Source organism: Sphingomonas sp. TDK1 (assembly GCF_001650735.1).
Classification (GTDB): Bacteria; Pseudomonadota; Alphaproteobacteria; order Sphingomonadales; family Sphingomonadaceae; genus Sphingomonas.
Genome location: NZ_LXVY01000017.1, coordinates 32,264 through 57,703, shown reverse-complemented (window position 1 = coordinate 57,703; position 25,440 = coordinate 32,264). Strand labels below are relative to the sequence as shown.

Sequence of the window (25,440 nt, the reverse complement as noted above, 5' to 3'; positions counted from 1 at the left end):
TCGCAGCCGACCCAATCAACCGACACCCTACGCATCAATTCGGGGGAAGCGATGAAGATCAACTGGTTTGAAGGGGGGCGTCGCATTACGCGCCTTGGGCAAATCCTAATCGTGCTATTTGCCTCGGCCATTTTGCTAATCAGTTTACCTCATCCAACGCTGACGCTCGAAACTGCTTCGCCATCCGATTCATGGAAGCTATCTAAGACCGCGTGCAACTACGGCAGCGACGCTACAGCTACGACGTATGGCGTGAACGTTGGCAGCACATCGACCGATATCGAACTCTGCTTTCGTTCTTCAAAAGCGGATGATGGCCGCTCACTCGTAGCATTCGCTGCAGCAGGTAAAGACAACTGGTATGTTGACGAACCTTACAGCAGTGCTGTCAGCACCTATACCGAGAGACGCAAACAGAGCTTCGCCTTTCCGGAGAATCTTAGAAAAGAAGCAAGCTTCGAGGTTAACGCCCAATGGTGGGGCGAATTTTGGCATCAATTTCGAGCATTCGTCCTTTCAGTTTTAATCGGCGTCGGGATTTTACAGGCGTTATCATGGGTCGTCGGATGGATAGTTCGCGGCTTCCTTGGAATACCGACAAAGAAGGACCGAAAAGAAGTTGTAGAATCTGATTAAGGCTCCGCAAGAAAGCAAGCAGAATAATACAACAGAGCTGAAGCTCCGCCTCAAATCTACCGTCATCACGCTGGATCGGCTGAGTTCAAATCAGTCGGTGTGGACAGTTCACCCTTCCAGTACCCGCCCCACCCGCAACAGCGCGCCATCGGGGTCCGACACCGCGAACTCGTACGTCCCCCAGGGCATCGCATGCGGCGTGTCCGGCTGGATGATCGCCTCGCGCACCCGATCCGCCACCGCGTCGACATCCTCGACATAGAGGTAAAGCCCGAAGGGATTGTCCGGCGCCTGGGGCGTGTTGACCTCGTGCCGCAAGTGCAGGTGCCAGCCGCGGCCGTCTTCGAGGATGCGGTAATGGCCGTAGTCGCTGGCCACCTCCAGCCCCAGGCGGCGGTAGAAAGCGGTGCTCGCGTCGAGGTCGCGGCAGGGCAGGATGGCGACGATGTGGTGGCTGGCGTCCATCCCCGCAGGCTATGCCCGCGCCGCCCTCCGTACCACCCCGAAATCCCCGCGCCCCTGCCCTTTCGCCAAAGCCTTGCCTATATCGCACCCGCGCGGGCATAAGCCGCGCTCCATTCACACCCAAGAGAAGGGTTCTTCCCGTGTCCGAGATGTTCCGCATTACGCTGCCCGACGGTTCCGTCCGCGAGGTAGCCCCGGGGACTACCCCGGCGGACATCGCCGCGGCGATCGGCCCCGGCCTCGCCAAGGCGGCGCTCGCCGCGCGCGTCGATGGCGAGCTGCGCGACATCGGGCGTCCGTTCGAGGGCGACGCCCAGCTCGCCCTCGTCACCGCCAAGGACGAGGCCGACGCGCTCGAACTCGCGCGCCACGATTATGCGCATATCCTGGCCGAAGCGGTGCAGCACCTGTTCCCCGGCACGCAGATCACCTTCGGCCCGTCGACCGACGACGGCTTCTACTATGACTTCGCCCCCAAGGACCGCCCCTTCACCGAGGAGGACCTGCCGGCGATCGAGGAGGAGATGCGCCGCATCATCGCGCGCGACGAGCCGCTGATCCGCGAAGTCTGGTCGCGCGCCGACCTGATCGCGCGCTGGACCGCGCAGGGCGAGACCTTCAAGGCCGAATGGGCCAAGGAGCTCCCCGAGGGCGAGGAACTCACGGTGTACCGCGCCGGCAAGGGCGAGGACGCCTGGCTCGACATGTGCCGCGGCCCCCACCTCGCCTCCACCGGCAAGGTCGCGGCGGATGCGTTCAAGCTCACCCGCGTGTCGGGCGCCTATTGGCGCGGCGACCAGAAGAACGCGATGCTCAGCCGCATCTACGGCACCGGCTGGCTGAACAAGAAGCAGCTCCAGGAGCATCTGACGCGCCTGGAGGAAGCCGCCAAGCGCGACCACCGCAAGCTCGGCGCGGAGATGGACCTGTTCCACCTCCAGCAGGAGGCGCATGGCTCGGTGTTCTGGCATCCCAACGGCTACGTCATCTACCGCGTGCTCGAGGATTACATGCGCCGCGCGGTCAACGGCGCGGGCAGCAAGGAAGTGAAGACCCCGCAGGTGATGGACGCGCGCCAGTGGGAGCAGTCCGGCCACTGGGGCAAGTATCGCCAGAACATGTTCGTCATCCCCGACGAGACCCCGAACATCGAGGACGAGGGTCCGATGGTGTCCGAGGACGCGCAGTGGATGGCGCTCAAGCCGATGAACTGCCCCGCGCATATCCTGATCTTCAAGCAGGGCATCAAGTCATATCGCGACCTGCCGATGCGGCTGGTCGAGAATGGCTGCTGCCACCGCAACGAGCCGCACGGCGCGCTGCACGGGCTGATGCGCGTCCGCCAGTTCACGCAGGACGACGGCCATATCTTCTGCCGCGAGGACCAGATCGTCGACGAGGTGAAGGCGTTCTGCGCGCTGGCCGACCGGGTCTACAAGCATTTCGGCTTCACCTATGCGATCAAGCTCGCACTGCGCCCCGAGAAGCGCTTCGGCACCGAGGAGATGTGGGACCAGGCCGAAAACGAGCTGCGCGACGCCGTCGTCGCCGCCGGCCTCGCCACGCCGGAATATGGCTGGGAGGAACTGCCCGGCGAAGGCGCCTTCTACGCGCCCAAGCTGGAATGGCACCTCACCGATGCGATCGGCCGCACCTGGCAGGTCGGCACCATCCAGTCGGACCGGGTGCTGCCCGAGCGGCTCGATGCGTCCTATGTCGGCGAGGATGGCGAGCGCCACCGCCCGGTGATGCTCCACCGCGCGATCTTCGGCTCGTACGAGCGCTTCATCGGCATCCTGATCGAACATTTCGCCGGCAAGCTGCCGACCTGGCTCGCGCCGGTGCAGGCGGTGGTCGCGACGATCGTGTCGGATGCGGACGACTATGCCCGCGAGGTGGTGGCGAAGCTCCAGGCCGCGGGCATCCGCGTCGAGAGCGACCTGCGCAACGAGAAGATCAACTACAAGGTGCGCGAGCACTCGCTGGCCAAGGTGCCCAACCTGCTGGTGGTGGGCAAGCGCGAGGCCGAGGAGCGCACCGTGGCGCTCCGCGTGCTCGGCAGCCAGGGCCAGACCATGCTGACGCTGGACGAGGCGATCGCGCGGCTCAAGGCCGAGGCGCTGGCGCCGGATCTGGCCGCGGCGCAGTAACAGGCGGCGGGCGGCGCCGAAACGCGCCGCCCGCCCCTTGCCTAGAACCGGTACTTCAGCCCGAACTGCAGGATCGGGTACACCTGATAGTCGTTCGCCGAGTCCTGCAGCTTCTGGCGCTGCTTCGCGAGTTCGTTGCGATAGGTGGTCCCAGCCACCGTCGGGTCGGTCGCCAGCGTGCCGTTCGACGTGAAATCGCGAATCCGCACGGCGCCCTGAAACAGCGCACCCGCCTCAACCGTGAACACCAGGCCCTTGCGCAGCTTGCCGCCATAGCCGAGCGTCAGCTGCGGCGCGAACTCGCGAAGGTCGGCTCGGCCGGTGATCGTGCCGATCTGCTGCGGCGTGAACACCAGGCTGCCGATCCTGGTCGGGCCGTTCGGCGTCGCGCGGACATTGCCGTCCGTGCCGTTGTAGCGCGCGCCAGCGGAGATGCGGAAGCCGCCGCCGAACGGATAGAGATCGACGACCGCGCCTACCGAAGAGAGCTTGGCATGGCCGTCATATTCAATGCCGCCCGAGCTGAAGCTGTGGTCCACGCCCAGAAAACCGCCATTGGCACGCACGCCGACATGCTGGTTGAATCGGTAGCCGATTTCCGGCCCCACGCCCAGCGAGCCGGCGGTAACGCCGAGGCTCACCTTGCCCTGCTCGGCCCCGGCATCGGTCTGCGCCAGCGCCTGGCCGGCAAGCGTGATCGCGGCGAAACCCATCGCCGCACGAAACAGTTGCTGCATTACGCTTCCCCCTGTTGCCGGCACGCGGAAAGAGTCCGCCGGCACCCGGGGCATTATAGAGAGATCAGGAGCCGGAGGCGGCCGTCGGGGGAGTTTTCCGCAGGCGCGCGGCACTTGCCGCGCAATATCGCCGCAATATGCCGCCGGGGGGACCTTCTCTCGGCGCGCGTTATTGTCTATATAGGGCGCTGATCAACTACAGGAGCCAGTCTTATACGTTCTCCCATGCCCCGGCGCCCGATGGCGCCCGCGATGCCGCTGAACGGGCCGCGGTTTAACGAATTCATCCAGTCGCCCAAGGTTCGCGTGATCGACCAGGACGGCGAAAACCTTGGCGTGATGTACACGCGCGAGGCGATGGCGCAGGCTGCCGAGGTCGGGCTCGACCTTGTCGAAGTGTCGCCCAACGCCGATCCGCCCGTCGCCAAGTTCCTCGATGTGGGCAAGTTCAAGTACGAGGCGCAGAAGAAGGCGAACCTCGCACGCAAGACCCAGAAGACGCAGGAGATCAAAGAGATCAAGATGCGTCCGAACATCGACGATCACGATTACGACGTGAAGATGCGCAACGTGCTGAAGTTCATCGGCGAAGGCGACAAGGTGAAGATCACCCTGCGCTTCCGCGGTCGTGAGCTTTCGCATGGTCAGCTCGGCATGCAGCTTCTCCAGCGCGTCCAGCAGGATGCGGCGGAAGTGGCAAAGGTGGAGAGCTATCCGCGCATGGAAGGCCGTCAGATGCTGATGGTGCTCTCGCCCAAGTGATGCGCCGGCGGCGGTTCGCGCAGGCGGCCGCCGCCGCAGCCTGGTTCCTGCCGGCAACGGCGGTCGCGCAGACCGCCGCCTTGCCACCCGCGCCTGCTGCCACCAGCGAATCGATCGCCGTGCCCAAGGGCGCGCGACTCGTGTGGGCGGACGCGTTCGACTCGGGGCGGCTGCCCGACGCCAAGCGCTGGGCCTATGATACCGCCCGCAACCGCCAAGGCTGGTACAACCAGGAGCTGCAATATTACGCCGCGAATCGCGCCGAAAATGCGCGGATCGAGAACGGCCGTCTCGTGATCGAGGCGCGCCGAGAGCGGCTCGCGCGCGAACCTGATTATGGCGGCCAGGACTATAGCTCCGCCCGCATCCGCACCCGTGGCCTCGCCAGCTGGACCTATGGCTTTGTGGAAGTCCGCGCGAAGCTCGCCTGCGGCAAGGGGCTATGGCCGGCAATATGGCTGCTCGGGACGGACGGCAGCGGCGGCTGGCCGCGACTCGGCGAGATCGACATGATGGAGCTGGTCGGCTGGGACCCGCAGACGGTCCACGGCACCATCCACACCGGCGCTTTCAACCATGCCCAGCACACCCAGAAGGGCGCAACGACGCAGGTGAAGGACGCCTGCACCGCCTTCCACAGCTATCAGCTCGACTGGAACAAGGACCGCATCCTGATCGGCGTCGACGGCCATGCCTATATGCGCTTCGATAACGACCATAAGGGCGATCCCGCCACCTGGCCGTTCGACAAGCCGCAATATCTGCTGCTCAACGTCGCGGTCGGCGGCTGGGGCGGCACCCATGGTATCGACCCCGCCGCCTTCCCGTCGCGGATGGAGGTCGACTATGTCCGCGTCTGGCAAACCGCGGACCAGGCAAAGGGGCGGTGATCTGCCCGCCCCTGCCTTCGCTCAATCCTCGGCGGCGATCCGCACGCGCAGGCCATCCAGCGCATCGGTGAAGGGCAACTGGCACGAAAGCCGCGAGGTCGCGTCGCGATCGCTCGTGCTGTCGAGCAGATCGTCCTCGTCCATGCTCATCTTCGGCAGTTTGTCCGCAAATTCCGGGTCGACATGGACATGGCAGGTGGCGCAGCTGCAGCAGCCGCCGCACAGCGCCAGCAGTTCGTCGAAGCCATTGTCGCGAATCACTTCCATCACACTGAGACCGGCCTCGCCGGTTACCGTGCGTTCGGTTCCATCACGCGTCACGACCGTAAGCTGGGGCATCTGCATCTCCTTGGTTCCCGGCGTCCATGCCGGTGAACCGAGCCCGTTTCAAGGAGCCAATCCATGGGCCTGACCGCCGACCAGCTGAAGGGGTCGATCGACGCATTGGCGGCGCTCGAACCCGCCTTCGCCGCCGCGCTGGAACGCGCCGGCTATCCCGAGCCGCGCATCCGCGAACCCGGCTATGCCACGCTGCTCCGAACGATCCTGGGCCAGCAGGTAAGCGTGGCCTCCGCCAAGGCGGTATGGAACAAGCTCGATGCGGCGCTGGGCGATGCCGAGGATCCCGCCCTGCTGGTCGCAGCCAGCGACGAGCTGCTGCGGAGTGCCGGCTTGTCGCGCCAGAAAATGGGCTATGCCCGCAGCCTCGCCGACGAGGTGACCAGCAGCACGCTCAACCTCGATGCACTGCCGGCGGACGACGAGGAGGCGATCACCGCACTCACGCGCATCAAGGGCATTGGCCGATGGTCCGCGGAAATCTATCTGCTGTTCGCCGAGGGGCGGCCAGACATCTGGCCGGCCGGCGATCTGGCGGTGCAGATCGAGATCGGCCGCATCCTCGGCCATCCCGAACGGCCGAGCGAGAAGCAGACGCGGCAATGGTCCGAAGCCTGGCGTCCGCACCGGGGCGCGGCGGCGATCTTCGCCTGGCATCATTATGGGATGGTGAAGAGCGCCATCTGAACCGTCGCGGGCGCGCTTGGGGCATGCGCCGCCGCGCCCACGCGTCCCGTGTTCACACCAGCCCGTCGCCCTCGACAATCAACGCGACGCCGATCGGGTTGCGCCGTTCATCAGGCAGGGTGACCGCCAGCGCATCCCCCTCGATACGTGCCGCAAGCGGTGCCGATTGTCCCGGCAGTGTCACCCGCGCCACCGTTCCCCGCTTGGCGAGCGCCGGCAATCGGGCCACGCCGTCCTCGGGCCAACCCAGGACGAAAGCGTGCACCGCGGCACCCTTGCGGACATAGCGGATATCCTGCGCGGTATAGGGCGATGTCGGCGCCCCCTCGTTGAAGTCGCCGCTCTTGGGGCGCGTAGGGCCCTCGCCGAACTGGTGCCAGGGCCGCGTCCCGTAGATGGCCGCGCCATATTGCCCCATCCAGGCGGCGATGCCTTCCACCACCGCCTCTTCCTTTTCGTCGATCGTGCCGTCGCCGCGCATCGGCACGGACAGCATCAGATTGCCGTTCTTGGAAACCACGTCGCACAGCGTGTGCAGGACCTTGGCCGGGGTCTTGTACCCGTCGCGCTCATACAGCGCGCGATCATAGTGCCAGTTTCCGAGGCATGTGTCAGTCTGAAACGGATAGGGTTGAATCTGGTCGTGCACCCCGCGTTCGACATCGTCAACGATGCCGCCGCGACGCTCCGCCGCCGTTCCCTTGGCGGTCACCACCGCTTCGTTGCGGCCATCGTGCCAGCGCATCGACTGGTTGTAGAAATGCGCCGTGATGTCGAGCCCGGCCTGGCCGAGGGGCAGATCGAAATTGTCGAAATAGATCATGTCGGGGCGATACCGATCGATCAGATCCTTGCAGCGCAGGAACCAGTTCTGCGTGAACCACGGATTGGCCGCGGGGGGCGTTTCGGTCCAGATCCGGTCATGCGCTTCATGCCAGGCATTGGCTGCCTTGATGGTGGTGACGCCATCCGGCATTTTCATGGTCGCGCCGGTGTAGAGCTGTTGCGGGTCCAGCCCGTCCCACCATTTTCCGTGCCCGGCGGCCTTGGTCAGCCAAGCCGCGTCATAGCGCCGGCCCGCCTGCGGCCCCTCCGGATCATAGCCATAGGCAGGCTGTAACCAGTGCCATGCATGGGCCGAATGGTTGGAGACACCGAAGCGCATCCCCCGCTCGCGCACCAGCTTGCTCCACCGACCGATGATGTCCTGCCGAGGGCCGATCCGAACCGCATTCCAGGCGTGGTGGCTGGAGGCATAGGTATCGAAATTGTCGTGGTGATTGGCGAGCGCCATGAAATATTTGGCGCCTGCGCGCTGATACAGGCCAATCAGCCGCTCCGGATCCCACCGCGCCGCCGTCCAGCGCGGGTACATTTCCATGAAACCGGTCTGCGAAGGGTGTCCGTAATGGGCGATGTGATGCTGATACGCACGCGTGCCCTGGAGGTACATTTCACGGGCATACCAGTCGCCCGACTCTGGCACGCACTGCGCCGACCAATGTGCCCAGATTCCGAACTTCGCGTCGCGGAACCAGTCGGGCGCCTGGTAGCCTTGCGTGAACGACCGCCAATCGGCGCTGAAGGGTTCCCTGCTTGCCGCCGCGCGCGCTCCGCTTGCCACCGCACCCAGACTCAACCCGGCTGCGGAAAGCATCGATCGGCGATCCAGGCGCATATCACCCTCCTGTCTGTTGTCGGCCCTACCGAACCGACAGGAGGCGCATCATGATCGACCGCTTGGATTGCGCAAGCGGATTTCAATTTCACCTGTGCAATAAAGCTTGGGCCGCCAGCCCCTTGAGGGCGGCGGCGCGGGTTTACGTAACGGCAAACCCGCGCGCCCGTGGCGCGCGGTCGGTCGGGCTCAGCCCTCCGCGCCGTCCTCGCCCTTTACCTCTTCCTGCGCCGCATCCGCCGCCACGTCGCCGCCGCTCTGGAACCAGGCTTCCACCGGACCGACCAGCTTGATCGTCAGCGGGTTGCCCTTGCGGTCGGTCTTCTTGCCCAGTGCCACGCGCACCCAGCCTTCGGAGATGCAATATTCCTCGACATCGCGGCGCTCGACGCCCTTGAACTTGATGCCGACGCCGCGCTCCAGCAGTTCGCGGGTGAAATAGGGGCTGCTCGGGTTGACCGACAGACGATCGGGAGGAGTATCGCTCATGCGCGGCTCATGCCGTCATTCGGGCGCGGGTTCAAGATAGCGGTGGATGGCGGAAACCACCACCGATCCCTCGCCCACGCCGGAGGCCACGCGCTTGACCGAACCGGAGCGCACGTCGCCCACCGCGAACACGCCCGGGGCCGACGAGCAGAAAAAGGTATCCCCGCTTCCCGTCCGCACAAAGCCGCCGCCGTCGAGATCCACACAGCCCTCCAGCCAGCTGGTGTTGGGCACCGCGCCGATCATTACGAACAGCGCGCCTACCGTGCGCGCCTCCGATGCACCGGTCTTGCGGTTGGTCCAGGTGACGCCGCTCAGTGACCGCTGGCCCTGCAGCGCAGTGACTTCGGTAAAGGGGTGCAAGGTGATCTGGTCCGATGCCTCGATCCGATCGATCAAATAGCGCGACATGGTCGCGGCAAGCCCGGGTCCCCGCACCAGCACATGAACATGGGCGGCATGTCGGGCGAGGAACACCGCTGCCTGTCCCGCCGAGTTGCCACCGCCGACGACCACCACGTCGGAGCCCGCGCACAGCCCAGCCTCCATCGCCGTGGCGGCATAATAGATGCCGTTGCCCTCAAGCTCGGCATAGCGCGGCAGGTCGAGCTTGCGGTAGCGCGCGCCCGTCGCGACCACCACCGCGCGTGCCTGCAGCGTGCCGCCGTCGTCGAGATGCAGCCGCAGCGGCCGCTGCTCGCATTCGATCCGGACGACCGATCGCGAGACGAGCAGCCGCGCGCCGAACTTCTGCGCCTGCACCTGCGCACGGCCGGCCAGCGCCTGCCCCGAAATGCCGGTGGGGAAGCCCAGATAATTCTCGATCTTCGAGCTCGTCCCCGCCTGCCCACCGGGCGCGACCGCCTCGATCACGATCGTCTCCAGCCCCTCGGACGCGGCATAGACCGCGGCTGCCAGCCCGGCCGGCCCGGCGCCTACGACCGCGACGTCGTGGACCTTTTCGGGATCCAGCGCGGTCGCCAGGCCCAGCGCATCGGCCAGCGCGGCATTGGCGGGGTTGCGCAGCACCTGCCCGGCCAGCACCACCACCGGCAGGTCGGCATCGGTCAGAGCGAAACATTCGAGGAAGCCCGCCGCATCCGGATCGGTATCGGTGTCGATCCGACGGTGCGGCATCGCGTTGCGGGTGAGGAAGGTCTCGATCCGGCCCATGTCCGCGCCATGTCCCGGCCCGGCCAGCGCCACGCCCGCATCGCTGTGGCGCAGCAATCCGACGCGGCGGAGGATGAAGGCGCGCATCACGATCTCACCGATATCGGGCTCGGCCACCATCATCCTGCGGAAGGCGGCACGCTCGATCCGCACGACGCGACTGCCCGGCAGTGCCCGGGCGCTGACCAGGATCTTGCGGTCGTTGAACAGGTCCAGCTCGCCGGTGAACTGGCCGGGTCCATGCGTGTGAAATACGTGTTCGCGCCCCTCGGCGTCGGTATCGATGATCGCTATCCCGCCGCCCAGGCACAGGAAGAAATCGACGCTATGGTCGCCGCGCGCATAGAGGACGGCGCCCTCCGCCACCGCCTCCTCGGTGCCGAAGGCGGCCATGCGCGCCATCATCTCGGGTGGCAGGACCGGGAAGGTCTGGGCGGATCGCGCATAGGGATCGGCCGGGTCGAGCGATTCGGAAGGTGCCATGCGCCCACCCTAGCGCCCCGCGTGCAACGCGCGACCCATCTCATCAGATGGTCGCGCGTCGCGCTGGCTCAGTCGCAATAGCGAACCAGTACCGGGCGGCCGAGATACGGGTCCCACACCCGCCGCACGTCGCAATATTCATAATAGCGATATCGCGGATAGTTATCCCGGTACCAATAGCCGTCCGTCGGGTAGTAGCCGCGCTCGCGATAGAAGCGGCGATCATAGTCATAGCGGCGGTCGTTCGAGATCGCGGCGCCGATCGCCAACCCTGCGATGCCCGCCACCAGCGCAGCACCCGCTACGTCGCCGCCGCGATCGCGGTAATAATGGCGATGCCAGCGCCAGTCCTGCGCCTGGGCGGGCGCGGCGGCGGCCAGCAGGCTCGCGGCACCCGCGATGCCCAGGACCAGCTTCTTGGCCAGATGGTTCATCCTATTTGCTCCTCACCTCCAGGGCAGCCGCGAGTCGTGCGGGCCCGATACCAGCCTTGTGCAGGATCGCGGCTTAATCGGTGCGGAACCGGCTATTCAGCCGCGGTTTAGCTGGGTAACGGGCGGCATGGCCTACTGGATCCTTCGCTCCGAACCCGATGTCTATGGCTGGCACGACCTGGTGCGCGACGGCAGCACCGAATGGAACGGCGTGCGCAACTATACCGCGCGCAATTTCCTGAAAGAGATGGTCCCCGGCGATCAGGCGATCTTCTACCATTCCAACATCCAGAAGGCCGCGGTCGGCATCATGGAGATCACCCGCGCCTGGCAGCCGGACGGCGACGACGGCAAATGGGCGAGCGTCGAAGTGAAGGCGCTCCACCCGCTCGCCACCCCCGTGCCCCTTCCCGATATCAAGGCCGAGCCGCGGCTCAAGGATCTTGAGATGGTGCGCCAGTCGCGCCTGTCGGTGACGCCGGTGCGACCGGCGGAATGGACGGTGCTGCTGGAGATGGGCGGGTTGGCGGCACCGGATCGCTGAGGTCGATCGGCACGCGGTTCGACTTGTCGGGCTTCTTCTTGAAGGCACGCCCCACGCCCTTGCCGGCATCGCCGACCAGCTTGAAGATATTGGTCGATTCCCCCGGCTCTTCGCAGCAGCTGTCTGGGCTGATGATCTTGCCGACGCCACGCACCAGCGTCGTCGCCGCGCCGAAGAGGTCGACGCCGACCTGGCAGCCGCCCACCCGCGCCGCGCACGGCGTGGGCACCGCCTCCAGCGCGCCGATCCCGGTCAAATTGGGGTTGCTCGGCATCGGACGATCAGGCGGGCCGCGCTCGTCCGGCAGCGGCAGGCGCGGCGCCTGCTCGCCCGTGCCGCACACCACGATCTGATTGCCGCCGGTCTGGGCCGAGGCGCAGGGATCCGCCAGCACCGACCAGCGCTGCGACCCGTCCGCCGTCCGTTCGGGCGCGGCCAAGGTGGCGCCCGGGGGTACCGCAGCCGCCCGGTCCTGCAACGACATTCCCAACAGCAACGCGGCCAGCAACATCGCAGACTCTCCCGGCAAGACCGGCCCCCCTTAGATCATGGCCGCGGCGGAATCGGAAGCCCGTTCCGCCGCCGCAGTCCGCCTCAACCCTGCGCGACCGCGTGCCCATGATCGCAGCCGGGCAGATGGCCCAGCATCCTCGACGCCGGGGCCGGCTGGGTCCGGCCCTCCAGTGCCTCCGCAACGCGCCGCTCTTCAACCGGCGAGAGGAAATAAGGGTAGAGCGAATGCTTGCCCATCGCCTGGTTACGGCGCACGGCCTCAATCTGCTGCCGGATCGCGTCGACGCTCAGCCACAGCAGGTAGGAAGGCGCGTTGACACTCCGGTTGGTCCGCGGTTCCGCCACCGCCCGAAATCCCAGCGCCGCCTCGTAGAACGCCTTGTGCCGGGGGTTCACCTCGATGAACAGATCGGTGCAGTTATATTCGGACGAACCGAAGATCAGCACCGTGTGGAACAGCGCCGCAAGCCGGCTCTTGGCGGGCCGGGACGTATCGAACGCGAATTTCGCCAGTTCGCAAAGACTTGCCCCCGGCGTCTTGCGGAATTCGTCCAATATGTCCCGAAACGTGTGGTCCGCCGCCAGTCCGCCGGAATGGTCCACCGCCAGCGACAAGGTCCCGATCACCGCATGCTCGGTTTCCGCCAGGAAGGTGGTGCAATGCTCGCCCGTCGGCAGTGCATGGCCCGACCCATAGCCGCGCCACCCGTACATCCGGTTGAGCAGCCCGGCCGCGCGCGCATGATCGGTCGCGCCCCGGGCTATTCCGATCCCTACGCCGTCGTGAAAAAAGCGCTCCCCTGAAGGCGGAGCGACGACGTTATTCTGATGATTTCCATGGCACGCGCACGCCTGCGCGGCCGGTATATGCGACCCGTACCCCACCCGCTTTTCTCCTCCACCGCTCGCCTTGTTAGGCACCCCCAGCGGTGAAGATTTTCCCAATGCGTAAAAGGGTTTAGCGGCAATATGAGGGTTTCCCGCGCCAAATTGTGTGCCATAGTGGAACTTTCGCGCGTCAACTCCGCAAAGCCCCGCACAGCCTTTTCTCAAAACCCGGGAACCATCAAGAACTCAAGAGGTTAGGCCAGCGCGAAGTGATTAACGACGCATTAACCAAGCGGAAGGTCAACTGTATGAAGCGTTCTCTCCTCCTGTTCGCGGCGGCGCCCGCGCTCCTCGCGTCGGCGACCGTCGCCAACGCCGCCACGATCATCACGCCGAGCGTCCAGCCGACGGGCACGACCTTCGTCGTCGCCGGTGACATCTTCAAGGGCCCGATCGCGGCAACCTTCGGTCACACCGGCATCGCCGCCGGCGAATTCACCGACATCTTCCAGTTCACCATCCCCCAGAACGGCGTCGGCAGCGGCTCGGTCACGACCGGCGTGACCAAGGGCGGCTTCGGCATGATGACCGATCTCGACATCACCTCGGTGATGGTGAACGGCCGTGCTGCCATCCGCACCCTGACCGACATCAACGGCGTTTTCTGCACCGATCGCAGCGTGGGCACCTGCGGCGCGGGCGAGACCTTCTCGGTCACCGACGCGATGGTCAAGTTCGGCGAGCTGAACTCGGTCACCGTGACCGGCATTTCGCGCGGCCTGGGGTCTTATGGCGGCAACGCCACCTTCATGCCGTCGGGCGTGCCGGAGCCGGCTTCGTGGGGCATGATGATCCTCGGCATGGGCGGCATCGGCTTCGCGACGCGTCGTCGTCGTGCAGTCAGCACCCGCGTTGCGTACGACGCCGCGTAACAAGCGGAACTTCCGTTGACCTTAAGAGCCGCCGATCCCCATCGGCGGCTCTTTTCTTTATGTGCAGGAGGCAGCAGCCCATCGCACCGGACGCGCCCCGCTCAGGTGGCTTTGTCGGCAAACCGATCATAGCGCGCAGCGCATCAGCCGCATCCATCAGCGCCGGGCAACCGCCCATATACACGCACATTGCCATGACGTCCGCCACCTCGGCGCGGCGGGTGCCCATGCCGACCAGCGCCCTGGCATGAAAGCCGATACGACCGTCACAGCGCTGCGAGACGCCGATCGCCAGCGCGATCAGTGCCTTGGCCTTGGCCTCGACCCGCGCCCTCCGCGCCCTCCGCCCCCGCAGCCTTGGCCATGGGGCGCCCCTATTGATTTACATATCCATGAATTGATATCATCATGGAATGAACGCAAGCTCTCCCGAGAATTTCCTGATGAAGGCGATGGCACCCAAGGCCGCCGGTGCCGCCGCGCTGCTTTCCGGCCTCGCCAATCCACACCGGCTGCTGATCCTCTGCGCACTGGTCGAGGGGGAGCGCAGCGTCGGCGCGCTGATCGGGGCGACGGGCATCGCGCCCACCTCGATGTCGCAGCACCTGAACAAGCTGAAGGAGGAGGGCATCGTCGCGGCCCGGCGCGAGCATCGCACCCTCTTCTATACAATCACCCACCCGGCCGCCCGGGATCTGATGGCGGTGCTCCACGCGCATTTCTGCGGAAAGGAAGACGCATGACCGCCACCATTGGCGCCCCCGAGGCGCACCGCCTGCTCGCCCGGGGTGAGGCCCTGCTGATCGATGTGCGCGAACCCGACGAATTCCGGGCCAGCCATATTCCCTATGCCGCCTCGATTCCGCTGGGCAGCCTGCCGGCGCTGCTTGCCGATGCCGATCTGCCGAAGCACCGGTTGCTGATCTTCCAATGCCAGAAAGGCGCGCGCGGCGCCCGGGCCTGTACGCTGGCGGAGCGCAGCCTGGGGGAGCGCGTGCGCAACCTGGACGGCGGCATTGAGGCCTGGACCGCTGCCGGGCTGCCGCTGGCGGGTGCCGGTGCTCCGCGCGTCTCCATCTTCCGTCAGGTGCAGATGATCGTCGGGCTACTGGTGTTCGCCGGCACGCTCGCGGGGCTGGTCGGGTTCGCGCCGGGCTTCTACGCGGCGGGGTTCTTCGGGTGCATGCTGGCCTTTGCGGGGGTCAGCGGCTGGTGCGGGCTCGGGATGGCGCTGCAACGCATGCCGTGGAACCGCGTGGCCTAGCGGCGCGACGACGGCGCCCCACCACGAGGCATTTCCTCCCCCGGCGCATGGTCGCGGCGCAGAAACGCCCTGCAGGCAAATGCCGCCCCAAAACGAAAAAGCCCCCGCCGTTACCGGCAGGGGCCCTTTCTTCGTCCTGGCGCCGTCGCTTACGCGGCCGACTTCGCCCGGCTCGCGCGCTTGCGCTCGTTCGGGTCGAGGAAGCGCTTGCGAAGACGGATGTTCTTCGGGGTCACTTCCACCATCTCGTCGTCGTCGATGTACGCGATGGCCTGTTCCAGCGTCATCTTCTTCGGCGGGGTCAGGCGGATCGCATCGTCCTTGCCGCCCGAGGCGCGGAAGTTGGTCAGCTGCTTCGCCTTCATCGGGTTGACCTCGAGGTCTTCCGTCTTGGCGTTCTCGCCGATGATCATGCCTTCATACAGCGCTTCGCCATGGCCGACGAACAGGATGCCGCGCTCTTCGAGCGGACCCAGCGCATAGCCCTGCGCTTCGCCGGCGCCGTTGGAGATCAGCACGCCGTTCTTGCGGCCTTCGATCTTGCCCTTGTACGGCCCGTACTTCTCGAACAGGCGGTTCATGATGCCGGTGCCGCGGGTGTCCGAGAGGAACTCGCCGTGATAGCCGATCAGGCCGCGCGACGGTGCCGAGAAGGTGATGCGGGTCTTGCCGCCACCGCTCGGACGCATGTCGGTCATCTCGGCCTTGCGCTGGTTCATCTTGTCGACGACCGTGCCCGAGAATTCCTCGTCCACGTCGATCACGACGGTTTCGTACGGCTCTTCACGGCCGTTCTCGCCGTCGCGGAACAGCACGCGCGGACGGCTGATGCCGAGCTCGAAGCCCTCGCGGCGCATCGTCTCGATCAGCACGCCCAGCTGAAGCTCGCCGCGGCCGGCGACTTCGAAGCTGTCCTTCTCGTCGCTCTCGGTGATCTTGATCGCGACGTTCGATTCCGCCTCGCGGAACAGGCGGTCGCGGATCATGCGGCTGGTCACCTTGCTGCCCTCGCGGCCCGCCATCGGCGAGTCGTTGACGGCGAAGCGCATCGACAGCGTCGGCGGATCGATCGGCTGCGCGTGCAGCGGCTCGCTCACCGAGGTGTCGGCGATGGTGTTCGACACGGTGGCGACGGCGAGGCCGGCGAGGCTGATGATGTCGCCTGCCTTGGCTTCTTCCACCGGCACGCGATCGAGGCCGCGGAACGACATGATCTTGGAGGCGCGGCCGGTCTCGACGATGTTGCCGTCATTATCCAGCGCGTGGATCGGCTGGTTGAGGCGCACCGTGCCGCTCTCGACGCGGCCGGTGAGGATACGGCCGAGGAAGTTGTCGCGGTCGAGCAGCGTCACGAGGAACTTGAACTCGGCCTCTTCGTCCACCTGCGGCGGCGGCACATGGTCGACGATCTTCTGGAACAGCGGGGTCAGCGTGCCCTCGCGTGCGTCCTGGTCGGTCGAGGCATAACCGTTGCGGCCCGAGGCGTAGAGCACCGGGAAGTCGAGCTGCTCGTCGGTCGCTTCGAGCGTGACGAACAGGTCGAACACTTCGTCGAGCACTTCCTGCACGCGCGAATCGGCACGGTCGATCTTGTTGACGACCACGATCGGACGCAGGCCCAGCTTCAGCGCCTTGCCGGTCACGAACTTGGTCTGCGGCATCGCGCCTTCCGACGAGTCGACCAGCAGGATCACGCCGTCGACCATGCTCAGGATGCGCTCCACCTCGCCGCCGAAGTCGGCGTGGCCGGGCGTATCGACGATGTTGATGCGGATGCTGTTCTCTTCCGTGCCGTCCGGCGACCAGTCGACCGAGGTCGGCTTGGCGAGAATCGTGATCCCGCGCTCCTTTTCGAGATCGTTCGAGTCCATCGCACGCTCTTCGACGCGCTGGTTGTCGCGGAAGGTGCCGGACTGGCGGAAGAGCTGGTCGACGAGGGTGGTCTTGCCATGGTCGACGTGTGCGATAATCGCCACGTTACGGAGGTTCATGCGATTTCCTGATTGGCGCGGAAGCGCGCGTACGGGCGGGCCCATAGCCGAAATGGTGCGTCGCGGGAAGGCCCCTGCTGCAAACGGCATTCCCGTTGAAACACATAGTGCCATAGCCATATACCACACTTGCGGGATACGTGCTTCGCCTGCATGGTTATCCCTACGGAGTTGGAGAGAGAGCGACGATGGCGACTGTGACGGAAACCGCAGAACAGGGTCTGGTGCTCACGCCCCCGGATCCCGTCCCCACCGTGGCGCCCGAAAAGGCGGCCGGGCTGGTGCCGGTCGAAGACACCAAGAAGTCCGAACTCGACAAGCGGGTCACCGGCTTTATCGACGAGCTGATCGCGCAGGACGTCAATTCGCCGGAATTCGGCAAGCGCGTCGATGCGATCGCGGCGATGGGCCAGAAGGAAATCCGCGACGCCGCCGGCCAGTCCAACCGTTTCCTCGATCGCCCGGTGCGCGCGATGGGCAATGACAGCGGCGTCGGCGCCGACCTGCTGGCACTGCGCAAGACGGTGGAAGAGCTCGACCCCTCGCGCAACGGCAAGCTGATCGGCGGCAAGGACGGCTTCCTCTCGAAGATCTTCGGCGGCGGCGCGCTGACCAACTATTTCCGCAAGTACCAGTCGTCGCAGAGCCACATCAACGGCATCCTGAAGAGCCTTGCCAACGGCAAGGACGAGCTGCTGCAGGACAATGCCGCGATCGCCACCGAGCGCGCGAACCTGTGGAACGCGATGGGCCGGCTGGAGCAGATGATCTATCTCTCCAAGGCGATGGACGAGAAGCTGGAGGACAAGGCCAACGAGCTGGATCACACCGATCCCGCCAAGGCCAAGGCGATCCGCGAGACCGCGCTCTTCTATGTCCGCCAGCGCACCCAGGACCTGCTCACCCAGATGGCGGTGACGGTGCAGGGCTATCTCGCGCTCGATCTGGTCAAGAAGAACAATGTCGAGCTGATCAAGGGCGTCGACCGCGCCTCCACCACCACCGTCTCGGCACTTCGCACGGCGGTCACCGTCGCGCAGGCGCTCAACAACCAGAAGCTGGTGCTCGACCAGATCACCGCGCTCAACACCACCACCGCCAACCTGATCGAGTCGACCGGCCAGCTGCTCAAGAGCCAGACCGCGGCCATCCACGAACAGGCGGCGAGCTCCACCATCCCGGTCGAGACGCTGCAGCGCGCTTTCCAGAACATCTACGACACGATGGACGCGATCGACACCTTCAAGCTGAAGGCGCTCGACAACATGAAGGTGACGGTCAACACGCTGTCGAACGAGGTCGAGAAGTCGAAGGGCTATATCGCCCGCGCGGAGGGTGCCGAGCAGAACCGGCTCGGCGGCCCGACGGACGGTTTCAAGCTGGAGGCGATGTAAACCGCGATGCCGAGTGACGTGGACCGCCTGCTCGCCCGCGGCGAGGAACTGATCGAGCGCTCCCGCGCCCGCACCGAAGGCGCGCTCGCCACCCGCACGCGCAAGCGGCGCGAGGCGGAGATTCTCGCGCGGCTGGGCCGCATCGCGGCAGCGGATGCGGTGATCGTCATCGCCGCGATCGTCATCGGCATGTTCACGCCGCTCGGCATGTTCGGCGCGCTGGCGGTAATGGCGCTGCTGATCCTGGCGACGCTGGTCTTCGCCTCGCTGCCCGTGACCAGCGCGCCGCGGGTGGAGCAGCTGGTGCAGGTGCCGCTCAAGGCGTTGCCTTCCACCACCGAGCGCTGGCTGGAGACGCAACGGCTGGCCCTGCCGGCGCCTGCGCGCACGCTGGTCGATTCGATCGGGGTAAAGCTGGAGACGCTGGCGCCGCAGCTCGCCCGGTTGGACGAATCCTCGCCCGCGGCCAACGAGGTCCGCAAGCTGATCGGCGAGCAGCTGCCCGAGCTGGTGAAGGGCTATGGCCGGGTGCCAGAACCGCTGCGCACCGTGCCCCGCAACGGCATGACGCCGGATCAGCAGCTGGCGCAGGGCCTTCAGGTGATCGACGAGGAGATCGCCGAGATGACCGCGCAGCTGGCGCAGGGCGATCTCGACGCGTTGGCGACCCGCGGCAACTTCCTGCAGATCAAGTACAAGGACGACGAACTGGGCTGAGCGTTCAGAGCAGCGCGAGCAGATAGCGGATCAGATCGGCGATGCCGCTCGCGCTGACCGGCAACAGCAGCAGGATCAACGCATAGAGCAGGAACATCCGCGTCAGGAATCGTTCCCGCTTGCCCGGCGGTGCGGGGATCGGCCGGGGTGGCTCGGGCCTGGGCCAGACGCGATTCTCGTCAAAGAACATCGCGCGCAAGGGTGCCGCATCGCCGTGTCTGCGGCAATGACCCCTTGGACCAGTCGGTCACCGCACGGGTTTGCACGCGACCTAGGGGGTTTGCGTAGAGACGCGACGCCCGGCGCGTGCGACACGGGCGGATCAAGCCCAGCCCATGACCATGCAGCATCCCACCCAGCGCCCCAGCGTTCTGCTCGTCGAAGATGATGACGGCGTGCGCCGGTCTACCCAGCTGCTGCTTCACGGCCAGGGCTATGACGTGCGCGCCCATAACGCCGCCGCGCCTTCCCTCGCGGATCCGATCGCGTCGGTGGCGGACTATCTGGTCGCCGATTATTGCCTGCCGGACGGAAATGGCATCGCCTTGCTGCGGGATCTGCAGGCGAAGGGCTGGTCCGGTCGCGCCGTGCTGATGACCGGCTACCCCAGCCCCGCGCTGTCCGCGGCGGCGGAAGCCACCGGCTATGCGGCACTGCTGGAAAAGCCGCTCCGCACCCATGAGCTGATCGACGCGCTGGGCGCGTGACGGCACCCCCGATCCTCCCCCGCCAGGGGGAGGTGGCGCCGAAGGCGACGCAGGGGGAGGACGCACCATTGCGGGGGGTCGCCTACCTCCCCCTCCGTCAGGCTTCGCCTGCCACCTCCCCCCGCCAGGGGGAGGACAAGGGGTTCAGGCCACCACCTCTGCGTCCTCGCGCTTTTCAGGCCGAATATAGATCGAACTGAGTTGCGGCAGCGCGGCCTTGAGCTTGGCTTCGATCCGCTCGATCAGCGTCTCTGCATCGCCCATCGCCAGGCTGTCGTCGAAGTCGGCGCTGATCGCCACGAACACGCGGTCGGGCGCGGTGTGGATGGTGCGGACATGGTTGACGCCCGTGATGCGCGGCTCAGCCTCGATCATCGCGCGCACCTGGGCGATCAGGTCCGGATTGGCGCGCTCGCCGATCAACAGTCCCTTTGCCTCGCGCGCCAGCAACGTCGCCACCGCCGCAAGGATCAGCCCGATCGCGATGGAGGCCATGCCGTCGATCCGGGGGTCCCCCCAGGCTTGGCTGGCCCACACGCCCACGCCTGCGACGATCAGCCCGGCCAGTGCGGCCGAATCCTCGAACAGGACGATGAAACCGGCGGGATCCTTCGATTCCCGGATCGCCTTCCACCAGCCGCAATCGCCCTTGCTTTCGCGGAACGCGCGGATCGCGATCACCCAGCTCGTGCCTTCCATCGCGGTGGCGATGCCGAGAACGATGTAATTGACCAGCGGATCGCGCAGTGGCTCCGGTTCGATGATGTGGAGATAGCCTTCATAGACCGACACGCCGGCACCCAGCCCGAAGATCAGGATCGCAACGACAAAGGCCCAGAAATACAGCTCGCGGCCATAGCCGAAAGGATGCTCGGCATCCGGGGGGCGCTTGGCCCGGCGCTGGCCGTAAAGCAGCAGGATCTGGTTGAAACTGTCGACCAGGCTGTGCACGCCCTCGGTGAGCATCGAGGACGATGCGGTAATCGCCGCCGCGACGAACTTCGCGACGGCGATACCGATATTGGCGGCGAGCGCCGCATAGAGAACCAGATTGGCGCGCCAGCCCGACGCGGGAGACGCGGCCATCCGTTGCGGCCTCAGTCGAGGCCGAGCTTGTGCAGCGCCTTGTCGATCACGCTGCGATCTTCCTTCGGCGCATCTGCCTTGCCCTCGGCGCGCGCGGCTTCTGCCTTGGGATCATAGCCCGAGCTTTCCGGGATATCGTTGTTGTGCACCGGCTGGGTCGACGCGGGCGGATCCGACGCGTCCATCGATTCGTCGAGCGCGCGGTCCAGCCGTGCTTCCTTGCTCGCGGGATCGCGGGCGAGCCGCTCCTCGATCGAGGAATCGGTGCCGGCATCGGCGGAATGCACTGCGCCCTTGGCGTCGTCATCGGCGCGGGGGTCGGGAGCGACCGACATCCGGTCCATCGCGGGGTCGAGGGGATTGTTGGTCATGCTGCACTCTCCTGAGCGTTACCCGGATTAAACGGACATGTCGGGATCCGCGTTCCGTCTCCTGCAAGCCACGCAAAACAAAAGGCCCGGCGGATCGCTCCGCCGGGCCCATGTGTCTTCCGTTCCGCGCGAGGATCAGTCGCGCGAGCTGCCGAACAGGCGCAGCAGGAACAGGAACATGTTGATGAAGTCGAGATAGAGGTTCAGCGCCCCCATGATCGCGACCTTGCCCTGTTCGCGCGTGCCCGCGACAACGCTGTAGATGCTCTTGATCTTCTGCGTGTCATAGGCGGTGAGGCCGGCGAAGATCAGCACGCCGACGGCGCTGATCACCAGGCTCATCACACCCGACTGCAGGAAGATGTTGACGATCGACGCGACGATCAGCCCCACCAGACCGATGATCAGGAAGGTGCCGAAGCCCGACAGATCCTTCTTGGTGGTATAGCCATAGAGGCTCAGCGCGCCGAAGCCGGCGGCGGTGCCGAAGAACACCTGGGCGATCGACATGTCGGTATAGGTGACGAAGATCGTCGAGAGCGACGCGCCCAGCAGGCCGGCATAGGCGAAGAACAGCGCCTTGAGCGTGCCCTCCGACATGCGGCTCTGCCCGAAGCTCATCGCGAACACGATCGCCAGCGGCGAGATCATCACCACCCAGCCGAGCAGCGTCGGCTGCAGCGACAGGCCGCGGGCGGTTTCCACCACCTGGAACAGCAGCGCCTGCAGCGAGGCGACCTTGCCGAACGCCAGCGCGACGATGCCGGTCAGCAGCACGCCGGACAGCATGTAGTTGTAGACCGACAGCATGTACGACCGGAGCCCCGCGTCATGCGCCGCGGCGCGTGCACTCGCGGTCGCGAAGGGCGACTCGCTCGTGCGGGGATCGGACCAGTTAGCCATTCGAAAAACTCCTTTGACCGGCGCAATGCCGGATGGCTGGAATATCGGCCTCGCCACAGGGGTTTTCAAGCGAAACCGGGCCCAGCAACGTTTCGATACACAGCTCGCGAAGACTTCTCGTTCGCTTTGAACAAGCTAGCCCGCACGCTAGAACGCGCCTGATGCATCGTCTGTTCGTCGGCTTCCGCCCTCCCTCCGCGATTCGCGCGCAATTGCTGGCGCTTGCCGGCGGTGTCTCCGGCGCGCGATGGCAAAAGGACGACCAGCTGCACTGCACGCTACGCTATATCGGCGAAGTCGAGCGCCCGGTGGCCGAGGATGTGGCGACCGCGCTGGGCGCGGTCCGGTTCGCACCGTTCGAGCTCGCGCTCGCCGGCGTGGGCGAGTTCGACTCGCGGGGTCGGCCCAACGCGCTCTGGGCAGGGCTTCGCCCGCACGATAAGGTGGCGCAGCTGCACCAGAAGATCGACCAGGCGATGGTACGCCTGGGGCTGCCGCCCGAACGGCGCGCCTATCTGCCGCATATCACGCTTGCCCGAATGAACGCACCGGCGGGCGCCAATGCCCGCTTTCTCGATACGCATGCCGGCCTTGCCAGCGCGCCCTTTCCGGTCGACAGCTTCCTCCTGTACGAAAGCCATCTCGGCCGCGAGGGCGCGAGCTACGAGGCGATTGGCCGCTATCCGCTGCGGGTCTGAGCGCCCGCCACGCCATCCGCCACCAGCGCCATCGCCGCCGCAACGACGCCATCCTCCGCGGGCACCTTGCCGTCGAGTGCCAGTGTCGACAGGCCATGCACCACGCCCCAGGCGGCCAGCGTCGCGGGTCCGGGATCGCCGCCCGCCAGGCTGGCGACACGCCGCGACAGGATCGCGAACGCCTCGCCATATTCCTTGGGCGCGACGGTGCAGCCGGGATTGCCGCCGAACATCAGTCGGAACATCGCAGGATGCGACTGGGCGAATCCGAAATAGGCGAGCCCCTGCGCGACCAGCGCCGCCTTGGGCGACTCCGCGCGATCCGCCGTCGCCAGCACCGCCGCGAGTTCGGCGAACCCCGCCTCCGCCACCGCGCCGAGCAGTGCCGCCTTGTCCGGGAAATGGCGATAGGGCGCCATCGCCGACACGCCCGTCGCCTTGGCGAGCGCACGCAGCGTCACGCCCCCCTCGCCTTGCGCATCCAGGAGGGCCGTTGCCGCGTCGATCAGCCGAGCGCGCAATCCGTCTGCAGGTTCCATCTTGTTTACACCGTAAACTCACTGTACTGTGTACATCGTAAACAAGGAGAGTAGCCATGCAAGCCATACCGCGCCGCGAGACGGTCGATCTCGCAGCCTATCCCGACCTGATCGTCGTGATCCTGGGGTTCAAGCTGCGCCGCTGGCGGGCGCTTCCTGCGATGATGCGGATCGGCCGCGGCCTCGCCGACATCAAGAAGAACCCGCCCGACGGACTGCTCGCGGAGGATGGCATGCTGTTCGGCTGGAACCATGTCGGCTTTCGCCAATATTGGCGCGACCTGCCGAGTCTGGAGGCCTTCACCCGCAGCGCACCGCACAGCCATTGGTGGCGGGATTTCCTGAAAGATCCGCAGGGCGCCGGCTTCTGGCACGAAGCCTATAGCGCCCGCGGCATCGAAGCGGTGTACGTCAATCTGCCGGGTCAGCGCCTCGGCCTTGGCATGTTCGCGCCGGTCGCGGAACCGGTGGGGGCGCTGCTAACGGCCCGCCAGCGACTCCATGCCCATGCCGGAGCGGAGGGCTGAGCCGGCAGCGCCGTCAGAACGATGCCCAGTCGCCATCCGCCATCGCGGGCGCCGGTGCGGGGGTGCGGGCGCGAGAAGCCCCGCTGTTTTTCGCGAGGACCGGCCGGCGCAGCGGCATGCTCATCCGCGAATTGTGCGCGCCATCAACGGTGAACGCCTGTGCCTGACGCTTCAGCGCTTCCACCTCGCTGCTCAGATTGCGCGCGGCGGCGGAGGTCTCCTCCACCATCGCCGCATTCTGTTGCGTCGCCTGGTCCATTACGGTGATCGCGGTGCTGATCTCGCCGATGGACGATGCCTGCGCCTGGTTTGCCGACGCCATCGTGCCGAGCAGGCCATGTACTTCGCGCACATCGGTCGCGATCGCCGCAAAGGCTTCGTCGACGCGCTGGACCATGCCCACGGCGGCGGTCACATCGGCCTGGGTGGTGGTCAGCTGGTCGCGGGCGCGGCCGGCCTCCTCCTCGGCGCGCATCGCCAGCGCGGAAACGAGATCCGCGACGACCGCGAAGCCACGGCCTGCCTCACCGGCACGACCGGCCTCCACGGCGGCGTTCATCGCCAGAACACGCGTCTGGAAGGCGATCTTGTCGAGGCCCTCGATCACGTCGTCGATGCCCTTGGCGCTTTCGGACACGCGGCTCATCGCCGACACGGCCTCGTCGGCGACGTCGCGACCGGCCTGGACCGAGGTGATCGCACCATCGGCGCGCGCCACCGTCTGGCTGGCGCTGCCGGCGGTGCTGCGCAGACGCTGGTCCATCTCGCCGATCGCGTGGACGGTTTCCTGCAGGCTGGCGGCGGCGCTCTCGGTCCGACGCGAAAGATCCTCGGACGCGCTGGCGATCTGCGCCGAACCCGTGCTGATGGTTTCCGCCGACAGCGTCACCGACCGCACCAGCTCGCGAAGCGCGGCCAGGGCTTCGTTGAAATTGGTCTTCAGCACCGCATTGGCACCCGGAAAATCGGCGGTCACGTCTGCCGTGAGGTCGCCCTTTGCGAGCTGCTCGAGGGACTGGCCGAGCACGCGCACGACTTCCGCCTGCTGCTCGGCAGCCTCGCGCTGCGCTACCGCCGCGTCCCGGAAGACCAGCATCGCGCGCGATATGCGGCCCACGCAGTCCTCATACTCGGTATGGGCGATCGGCGCTTCGAGATTGCCGGCCGCCAATCCTTCCATGCGCACCACGGTGGCGACATAGGGATCGGCGATCATCCGGCGAAACATGCGGGTGACGCCGAACGCGGCGGCGATCACCACCACGTCCAGGCCCAACATCACCCAATGCGGCAGGATCTGGTTCAGGACAGCGAGCACCGCCATGATGCCGAGCATCGCGCCGAATGCGACCTTCAGCTTCTCCCGAATTGGAGCCTTCACCTCGAACCAATGCAGCATACGTCAACCCTCTCGCTTTTTTCGCCTGGGGAAACCGTTCCCGCATGGCGTTGCGTTCAGCGCACCCGGATGCATTGTAGATGGCGATGGGGCTGGTAGGTCCG

31 protein-coding genes are annotated in these 25,440 nt (G+C 66.1%); 14 read left to right on the top strand and 17 right to left on the bottom strand.

What is annotated here, in order from left to right; all coding sequences use genetic code 11:
• Nucleotides 1-51 precede the first annotated feature (51 nt).
• Nucleotides 52-636 (top strand): hypothetical protein, encoded by a 585-nt coding sequence (locus tag A7X12_RS25510; protein ID WP_157105566.1) that lies wholly within the window; start codon nt 52-54, stop codon nt 634-636.
• A gap of 108 nt (nt 637-744) precedes the next feature.
• Here A7X12_RS25510 and A7X12_RS10850 read toward each other — a convergent pair whose 3' ends face one another.
• Entirely contained in the window at nt 745-1,101 is a 357-nt protein-coding gene (locus A7X12_RS10850) for a VOC family protein (RefSeq protein WP_064311642.1), read from the bottom strand.
• Between the two features lie 149 nt (nt 1,102-1,250).
• Here A7X12_RS10850 and thrS point away from each other — a divergent pair, with 149 nt between their 5' ends.
• The gene (gene thrS / locus A7X12_RS10845; protein ID WP_198162003.1) at nt 1,251-3,251 is read left to right on the top strand and encodes a threonine--tRNA ligase; all 2,001 of its coding nucleotides are present in this window, start codon (nt 1,251-1,253) and stop codon (nt 3,249-3,251) included.
• A gap of 41 nt (nt 3,252-3,292) precedes the next feature.
• On the opposite strand, the gene A7X12_RS10840 is transcribed toward thrS, so the two are convergent.
• Nucleotides 3,293-3,988, bottom strand: a complete 696-nt coding sequence (locus A7X12_RS10840; RefSeq protein ID WP_064311640.1) for a hypothetical protein — start codon at nt 3,986-3,988, stop codon at nt 3,293-3,295.
• Nucleotides 3,989-4,213: 225 nt separating this feature from the next.
• On the opposite strand from A7X12_RS10840, the gene infC reads away from it, so the two are divergent.
• Together infC and A7X12_RS10830 are read left to right on the top strand one after the other, a co-directional pair.
• The gene (infC, locus tag A7X12_RS10835) at nt 4,214-4,750 is read left to right on the top strand and encodes a translation initiation factor IF-3 (RefSeq protein ID WP_029623153.1); all 537 of its coding nucleotides are present in this window, start codon (nt 4,214-4,216) and stop codon (nt 4,748-4,750) included.
• Nucleotides 4,750-5,640, top strand: coding sequence for a glycoside hydrolase family 16 protein (locus A7X12_RS10830; protein WP_064311639.1), 891 nt, complete (start codon nt 4,750-4,752; stop codon nt 5,638-5,640). Before infC ends, A7X12_RS10830 begins: the two co-directional genes overlap by 1 nt.
• A 21-nt stretch (nt 5,641-5,661) precedes the next feature.
• Here A7X12_RS10830 and A7X12_RS10825 read toward each other — a convergent pair whose 3' ends face one another.
• A complete protein-coding gene (locus A7X12_RS10825; RefSeq protein WP_064311720.1) occupies nt 5,662-5,979 on the bottom strand; it encodes a 2Fe-2S iron-sulfur cluster-binding protein in 318 nt (105 codons plus the stop codon).
• Nucleotides 5,980-6,042: 63 nt separating this feature from the next.
• On the opposite strand from A7X12_RS10825, the gene A7X12_RS10820 reads away from it, so the two are divergent.
• A complete protein-coding gene (locus tag A7X12_RS10820) occupies nt 6,043-6,666 on the top strand; it encodes a DNA-3-methyladenine glycosylase family protein (protein WP_064311638.1) in 624 nt (207 codons plus the stop codon).
• A gap of 52 nt (nt 6,667-6,718) precedes the next feature.
• Here A7X12_RS10820 and A7X12_RS10815 read toward each other — a convergent pair whose 3' ends face one another.
• The 4 genes from A7X12_RS10815 to A7X12_RS10800 form a co-directional block, all read right to left on the bottom strand.
• Nucleotides 6,719-8,344, bottom strand: a complete 1,626-nt coding sequence (locus A7X12_RS10815) for an alpha-L-fucosidase (protein WP_064311637.1) — start codon at nt 8,342-8,344, stop codon at nt 6,719-6,721.
• Between the two features lie 189 nt (nt 8,345-8,533).
• Complete coding sequence (locus tag A7X12_RS10810) at nt 8,534-8,833, bottom strand: DUF3297 family protein (RefSeq protein WP_064311636.1); 300 nt, start codon at nt 8,831-8,833, stop codon at nt 8,534-8,536.
• A 15-nt stretch (nt 8,834-8,848) separates the two neighbouring features.
• Nucleotides 8,849-10,489, bottom strand: a complete 1,641-nt coding sequence (locus A7X12_RS10805; RefSeq protein ID WP_064311635.1) for an FAD-dependent oxidoreductase — start codon at nt 10,487-10,489, stop codon at nt 8,849-8,851.
• 68 nt (nt 10,490-10,557) lie between these two features.
• Nucleotides 10,558-10,923, bottom strand: coding sequence for a hypothetical protein (locus A7X12_RS10800; protein WP_064311634.1), 366 nt, complete (start codon nt 10,921-10,923; stop codon nt 10,558-10,560).
• Nucleotides 10,924-11,050: 127 nt separating this feature from the next.
• On the opposite strand from A7X12_RS10800, the gene A7X12_RS10795 reads away from it, so the two are divergent.
• The gene (locus A7X12_RS10795) at nt 11,051-11,467 is read left to right on the top strand and encodes an EVE domain-containing protein (protein WP_064311633.1); all 417 of its coding nucleotides are present in this window, start codon (nt 11,051-11,053) and stop codon (nt 11,465-11,467) included.
• Here the strand turns inward: A7X12_RS10795 and A7X12_RS10790 are convergent.
• The gene (locus tag A7X12_RS10790) at nt 11,358-11,978 is read right to left on the bottom strand and encodes a hypothetical protein (protein ID WP_064311632.1); all 621 of its coding nucleotides are present in this window, start codon (nt 11,976-11,978) and stop codon (nt 11,358-11,360) included. The genes A7X12_RS10795 and A7X12_RS10790 overlap by 110 nt on opposite strands.
• A gap of 83 nt (nt 11,979-12,061) precedes the next feature.
• The gene (locus A7X12_RS10785) at nt 12,062-12,865 is read right to left on the bottom strand and encodes an N-acyl amino acid synthase FeeM domain-containing protein (RefSeq protein ID WP_443029301.1); all 804 of its coding nucleotides are present in this window, start codon (nt 12,863-12,865) and stop codon (nt 12,062-12,064) included.
• 251 nt (nt 12,866-13,116) lie between these two features.
• Between A7X12_RS10785 and A7X12_RS10780 the strand changes: the two genes are divergently transcribed.
• Complete coding sequence (locus A7X12_RS10780) at nt 13,117-13,740, top strand: FxDxF family PEP-CTERM protein (protein ID WP_064311630.1); 624 nt, start codon at nt 13,117-13,119, stop codon at nt 13,738-13,740.
• Here the strand turns inward: A7X12_RS10780 and A7X12_RS26770 are convergent.
• Nucleotides 13,709-14,035 (bottom strand): carboxymuconolactone decarboxylase family protein, encoded by a 327-nt coding sequence (locus A7X12_RS26770; protein ID WP_443029302.1) that lies wholly within the window; start codon nt 14,033-14,035, stop codon nt 13,709-13,711. The two genes, A7X12_RS10780 and A7X12_RS26770, sit on opposite strands and share 32 nt — an antisense overlap.
• A gap of 118 nt (nt 14,036-14,153) precedes the next feature.
• On the opposite strand from A7X12_RS26770, the gene A7X12_RS10775 reads away from it, so the two are divergent.
• Nucleotides 14,154-14,483, top strand: coding sequence for an ArsR/SmtB family transcription factor (locus A7X12_RS10775; protein WP_232318458.1), 330 nt, complete (start codon nt 14,154-14,156; stop codon nt 14,481-14,483).
• On the top strand, nt 14,480-15,004 hold the full coding sequence (locus tag A7X12_RS10770) for a rhodanese-like domain-containing protein (RefSeq protein WP_064311629.1): 525 nt from the start codon (nt 14,480-14,482) through the stop codon (nt 15,002-15,004). The genes A7X12_RS10775 and A7X12_RS10770 overlap by 4 nt, the downstream gene beginning before the upstream one ends.
• Before the next feature lie 149 nt (nt 15,005-15,153).
• On the opposite strand, the gene typA is transcribed toward A7X12_RS10770, so the two are convergent.
• A complete protein-coding gene (typA, locus tag A7X12_RS10765; RefSeq protein ID WP_064311628.1) occupies nt 15,154-16,995 on the bottom strand; it encodes a translational GTPase TypA in 1,842 nt (613 codons plus the stop codon).
• 188 nt (nt 16,996-17,183) lie between these two features.
• Here typA and A7X12_RS10760 point away from each other — a divergent pair, with 188 nt between their 5' ends.
• The gene (locus tag A7X12_RS10760) at nt 17,184-18,389 is read left to right on the top strand and encodes a toxic anion resistance protein (protein ID WP_064311627.1); all 1,206 of its coding nucleotides are present in this window, start codon (nt 17,184-17,186) and stop codon (nt 18,387-18,389) included.
• 6 nt (nt 18,390-18,395) lie between these two features.
• Nucleotides 18,396-19,106: a hypothetical protein gene (locus A7X12_RS10755; protein ID WP_064311626.1), complete on the top strand. Its 711-nt coding sequence runs from the start codon at nt 18,396-18,398 to the stop codon at nt 19,104-19,106.
• A 4-nt stretch (nt 19,107-19,110) separates the two neighbouring features.
• Here the strand turns inward: A7X12_RS10755 and A7X12_RS10750 are convergent, their stop codons facing one another.
• Complete coding sequence (locus A7X12_RS10750; RefSeq protein ID WP_064311625.1) at nt 19,111-19,296, bottom strand: hypothetical protein; 186 nt, start codon at nt 19,294-19,296, stop codon at nt 19,111-19,113.
• A gap of 145 nt (nt 19,297-19,441) precedes the next feature.
• Between A7X12_RS10750 and A7X12_RS10745 the strand changes: the two genes are divergently transcribed.
• The gene (locus A7X12_RS10745; RefSeq protein ID WP_064311624.1) at nt 19,442-19,813 is read left to right on the top strand and encodes a response regulator; all 372 of its coding nucleotides are present in this window, start codon (nt 19,442-19,444) and stop codon (nt 19,811-19,813) included.
• 144 nt (nt 19,814-19,957) lie between these two features.
• Here A7X12_RS10745 and A7X12_RS10740 read toward each other — a convergent pair whose 3' ends face one another.
• The 3 genes from A7X12_RS10740 to A7X12_RS10730 all read right to left on the bottom strand — a co-directional run bounded on the left by A7X12_RS10740 (nt 19,958) and on the right by A7X12_RS10730 (nt 22,173).
• Nucleotides 19,958-20,899: a cation diffusion facilitator family transporter gene (locus A7X12_RS10740; protein ID WP_064311623.1), complete on the bottom strand. Its 942-nt coding sequence runs from the start codon at nt 20,897-20,899 to the stop codon at nt 19,958-19,960.
• 11 nt (nt 20,900-20,910) lie between these two features.
• Nucleotides 20,911-21,270, bottom strand: a complete 360-nt coding sequence (locus A7X12_RS10735) for a hypothetical protein (protein ID WP_064311622.1) — start codon at nt 21,268-21,270, stop codon at nt 20,911-20,913.
• Between the two features lie 135 nt (nt 21,271-21,405).
• Nucleotides 21,406-22,173: a Bax inhibitor-1/YccA family protein gene (locus tag A7X12_RS10730; RefSeq protein ID WP_064311621.1), complete on the bottom strand. Its 768-nt coding sequence runs from the start codon at nt 22,171-22,173 to the stop codon at nt 21,406-21,408.
• A 161-nt stretch (nt 22,174-22,334) separates the two neighbouring features.
• On the opposite strand from A7X12_RS10730, the gene thpR reads away from it, so the two are divergent.
• The gene (gene thpR / locus A7X12_RS10725) at nt 22,335-22,871 is read left to right on the top strand and encodes an RNA 2',3'-cyclic phosphodiesterase (RefSeq protein WP_064311620.1); all 537 of its coding nucleotides are present in this window, start codon (nt 22,335-22,337) and stop codon (nt 22,869-22,871) included.
• Here the strand turns inward: thpR and A7X12_RS26600 are convergent.
• Complete coding sequence (locus tag A7X12_RS26600) at nt 22,853-23,410, bottom strand: TetR/AcrR family transcriptional regulator (RefSeq protein WP_064311619.1); 558 nt, start codon at nt 23,408-23,410, stop codon at nt 22,853-22,855. The two genes, thpR and A7X12_RS26600, sit on opposite strands and share 19 nt — an antisense overlap.
• Before the next feature lie 56 nt (nt 23,411-23,466).
• Between A7X12_RS26600 and A7X12_RS10715 the strand changes: the two genes are divergently transcribed.
• Complete coding sequence (locus A7X12_RS10715; RefSeq protein ID WP_064311618.1) at nt 23,467-23,937, top strand: monooxygenase family protein; 471 nt, start codon at nt 23,467-23,469, stop codon at nt 23,935-23,937.
• A 13-nt stretch (nt 23,938-23,950) separates the two neighbouring features.
• Here the strand turns inward: A7X12_RS10715 and A7X12_RS10710 are convergent, their stop codons facing one another.
• The gene (locus A7X12_RS10710; RefSeq protein ID WP_064311617.1) at nt 23,951-25,336 is read right to left on the bottom strand and encodes a methyl-accepting chemotaxis protein; all 1,386 of its coding nucleotides are present in this window, start codon (nt 25,334-25,336) and stop codon (nt 23,951-23,953) included.
• Nucleotides 25,337-25,440 lie beyond the last annotated feature (104 nt).

Excerpts from the sequence above, each read along its gene's own strand:
- A7X12_RS25510 (WP_157105566.1), top strand. The coding sequence starts at position 52 with ATGAAGATCAACTGGTTTGAAGGGGGGCGTCGCATTACGCGCCTTGGG.
- A7X12_RS10770 (WP_064311629.1), top strand. The coding sequence starts at position 14,480 with ATGACCGCCACCATTGGCGCCCCCGAGGCGCACCGCCTGCTCGCCCGG.
- A7X12_RS10815 (WP_064311637.1), bottom strand. The coding sequence starts at position 8,344 with ATGCGCCTGGATCGCCGATCGATGCTTTCCGCAGCCGGGTTGAGTCTG.
- A7X12_RS10820 (WP_064311638.1), top strand. The coding sequence starts at position 6,043 with ATGGGCCTGACCGCCGACCAGCTGAAGGGGTCGATCGACGCATTGGCG.
- A7X12_RS10795 (WP_064311633.1), top strand. The coding sequence starts at position 11,051 with ATGGCCTACTGGATCCTTCGCTCCGAACCCGATGTCTATGGCTGGCAC.
- A7X12_RS10715 (WP_064311618.1), top strand. The coding sequence starts at position 23,467 with ATGCAAGCCATACCGCGCCGCGAGACGGTCGATCTCGCAGCCTATCCC.
- thpR (WP_064311620.1), top strand. The coding sequence starts at position 22,335 with ATGCATCGTCTGTTCGTCGGCTTCCGCCCTCCCTCCGCGATTCGCGCG.
- A7X12_RS10825 (WP_064311720.1), bottom strand. The coding sequence starts at position 5,979 with ATGCCCCAGCTTACGGTCGTGACGCGTGATGGAACCGAACGCACGGTA.
- A7X12_RS10790 (WP_064311632.1), bottom strand. The coding sequence starts at position 11,978 with ATGTTGCTGGCCGCGTTGCTGTTGGGAATGTCGTTGCAGGACCGGGCG.
- A7X12_RS10840 (WP_064311640.1), bottom strand. The coding sequence starts at position 3,988 with ATGCAGCAACTGTTTCGTGCGGCGATGGGTTTCGCCGCGATCACGCTT.
- A7X12_RS10780 (WP_064311630.1), top strand. The coding sequence starts at position 13,117 with ATGAAGCGTTCTCTCCTCCTGTTCGCGGCGGCGCCCGCGCTCCTCGCG.
- A7X12_RS10775 (WP_232318458.1), top strand. The coding sequence starts at position 14,154 with ATGAACGCAAGCTCTCCCGAGAATTTCCTGATGAAGGCGATGGCACCC.
- A7X12_RS10800 (WP_064311634.1), bottom strand. The coding sequence starts at position 10,923 with ATGAACCATCTGGCCAAGAAGCTGGTCCTGGGCATCGCGGGTGCCGCG.
- A7X12_RS10755 (WP_064311626.1), top strand. The coding sequence starts at position 18,396 with ATGCCGAGTGACGTGGACCGCCTGCTCGCCCGCGGCGAGGAACTGATC.
- A7X12_RS10740 (WP_064311623.1), bottom strand. The coding sequence starts at position 20,899 with ATGGCCGCGTCTCCCGCGTCGGGCTGGCGCGCCAATCTGGTTCTCTAT.
- A7X12_RS26600 (WP_064311619.1), bottom strand. The coding sequence starts at position 23,410 with ATGGAACCTGCAGACGGATTGCGCGCTCGGCTGATCGACGCGGCAACG.
- A7X12_RS10745 (WP_064311624.1), top strand. The coding sequence starts at position 19,442 with ATGACCATGCAGCATCCCACCCAGCGCCCCAGCGTTCTGCTCGTCGAA.
- typA (WP_064311628.1), bottom strand. The coding sequence starts at position 16,995 with ATGAACCTCCGTAACGTGGCGATTATCGCACACGTCGACCATGGCAAG.
- A7X12_RS10760 (WP_064311627.1), top strand. The coding sequence starts at position 17,184 with ATGGCGACTGTGACGGAAACCGCAGAACAGGGTCTGGTGCTCACGCCC.
- A7X12_RS10735 (WP_064311622.1), bottom strand. The coding sequence starts at position 21,270 with ATGACCAACAATCCCCTCGACCCCGCGATGGACCGGATGTCGGTCGCT.
- A7X12_RS10710 (WP_064311617.1), bottom strand. The coding sequence starts at position 25,336 with ATGCTGCATTGGTTCGAGGTGAAGGCTCCAATTCGGGAGAAGCTGAAG.
- thrS (WP_198162003.1), top strand. The coding sequence starts at position 1,251 with ATGTTCCGCATTACGCTGCCCGACGGTTCCGTCCGCGAGGTAGCCCCG.
- infC (WP_029623153.1), top strand. The coding sequence starts at position 4,214 with ATGCCCCGGCGCCCGATGGCGCCCGCGATGCCGCTGAACGGGCCGCGG.
- A7X12_RS10730 (WP_064311621.1), bottom strand. The coding sequence starts at position 22,173 with ATGGCTAACTGGTCCGATCCCCGCACGAGCGAGTCGCCCTTCGCGACC.
- A7X12_RS10810 (WP_064311636.1), bottom strand. The coding sequence starts at position 8,833 with ATGAGCGATACTCCTCCCGATCGTCTGTCGGTCAACCCGAGCAGCCCC.
- A7X12_RS10850 (WP_064311642.1), bottom strand. The coding sequence starts at position 1,101 with ATGGACGCCAGCCACCACATCGTCGCCATCCTGCCCTGCCGCGACCTC.
- A7X12_RS10805 (WP_064311635.1), bottom strand. The coding sequence starts at position 10,489 with ATGGCACCTTCCGAATCGCTCGACCCGGCCGATCCCTATGCGCGATCC.
- A7X12_RS10830 (WP_064311639.1), top strand. The coding sequence starts at position 4,750 with ATGCGCCGGCGGCGGTTCGCGCAGGCGGCCGCCGCCGCAGCCTGGTTC.
- A7X12_RS10750 (WP_064311625.1), bottom strand. The coding sequence starts at position 19,296 with ATGTTCTTTGACGAGAATCGCGTCTGGCCCAGGCCCGAGCCACCCCGG.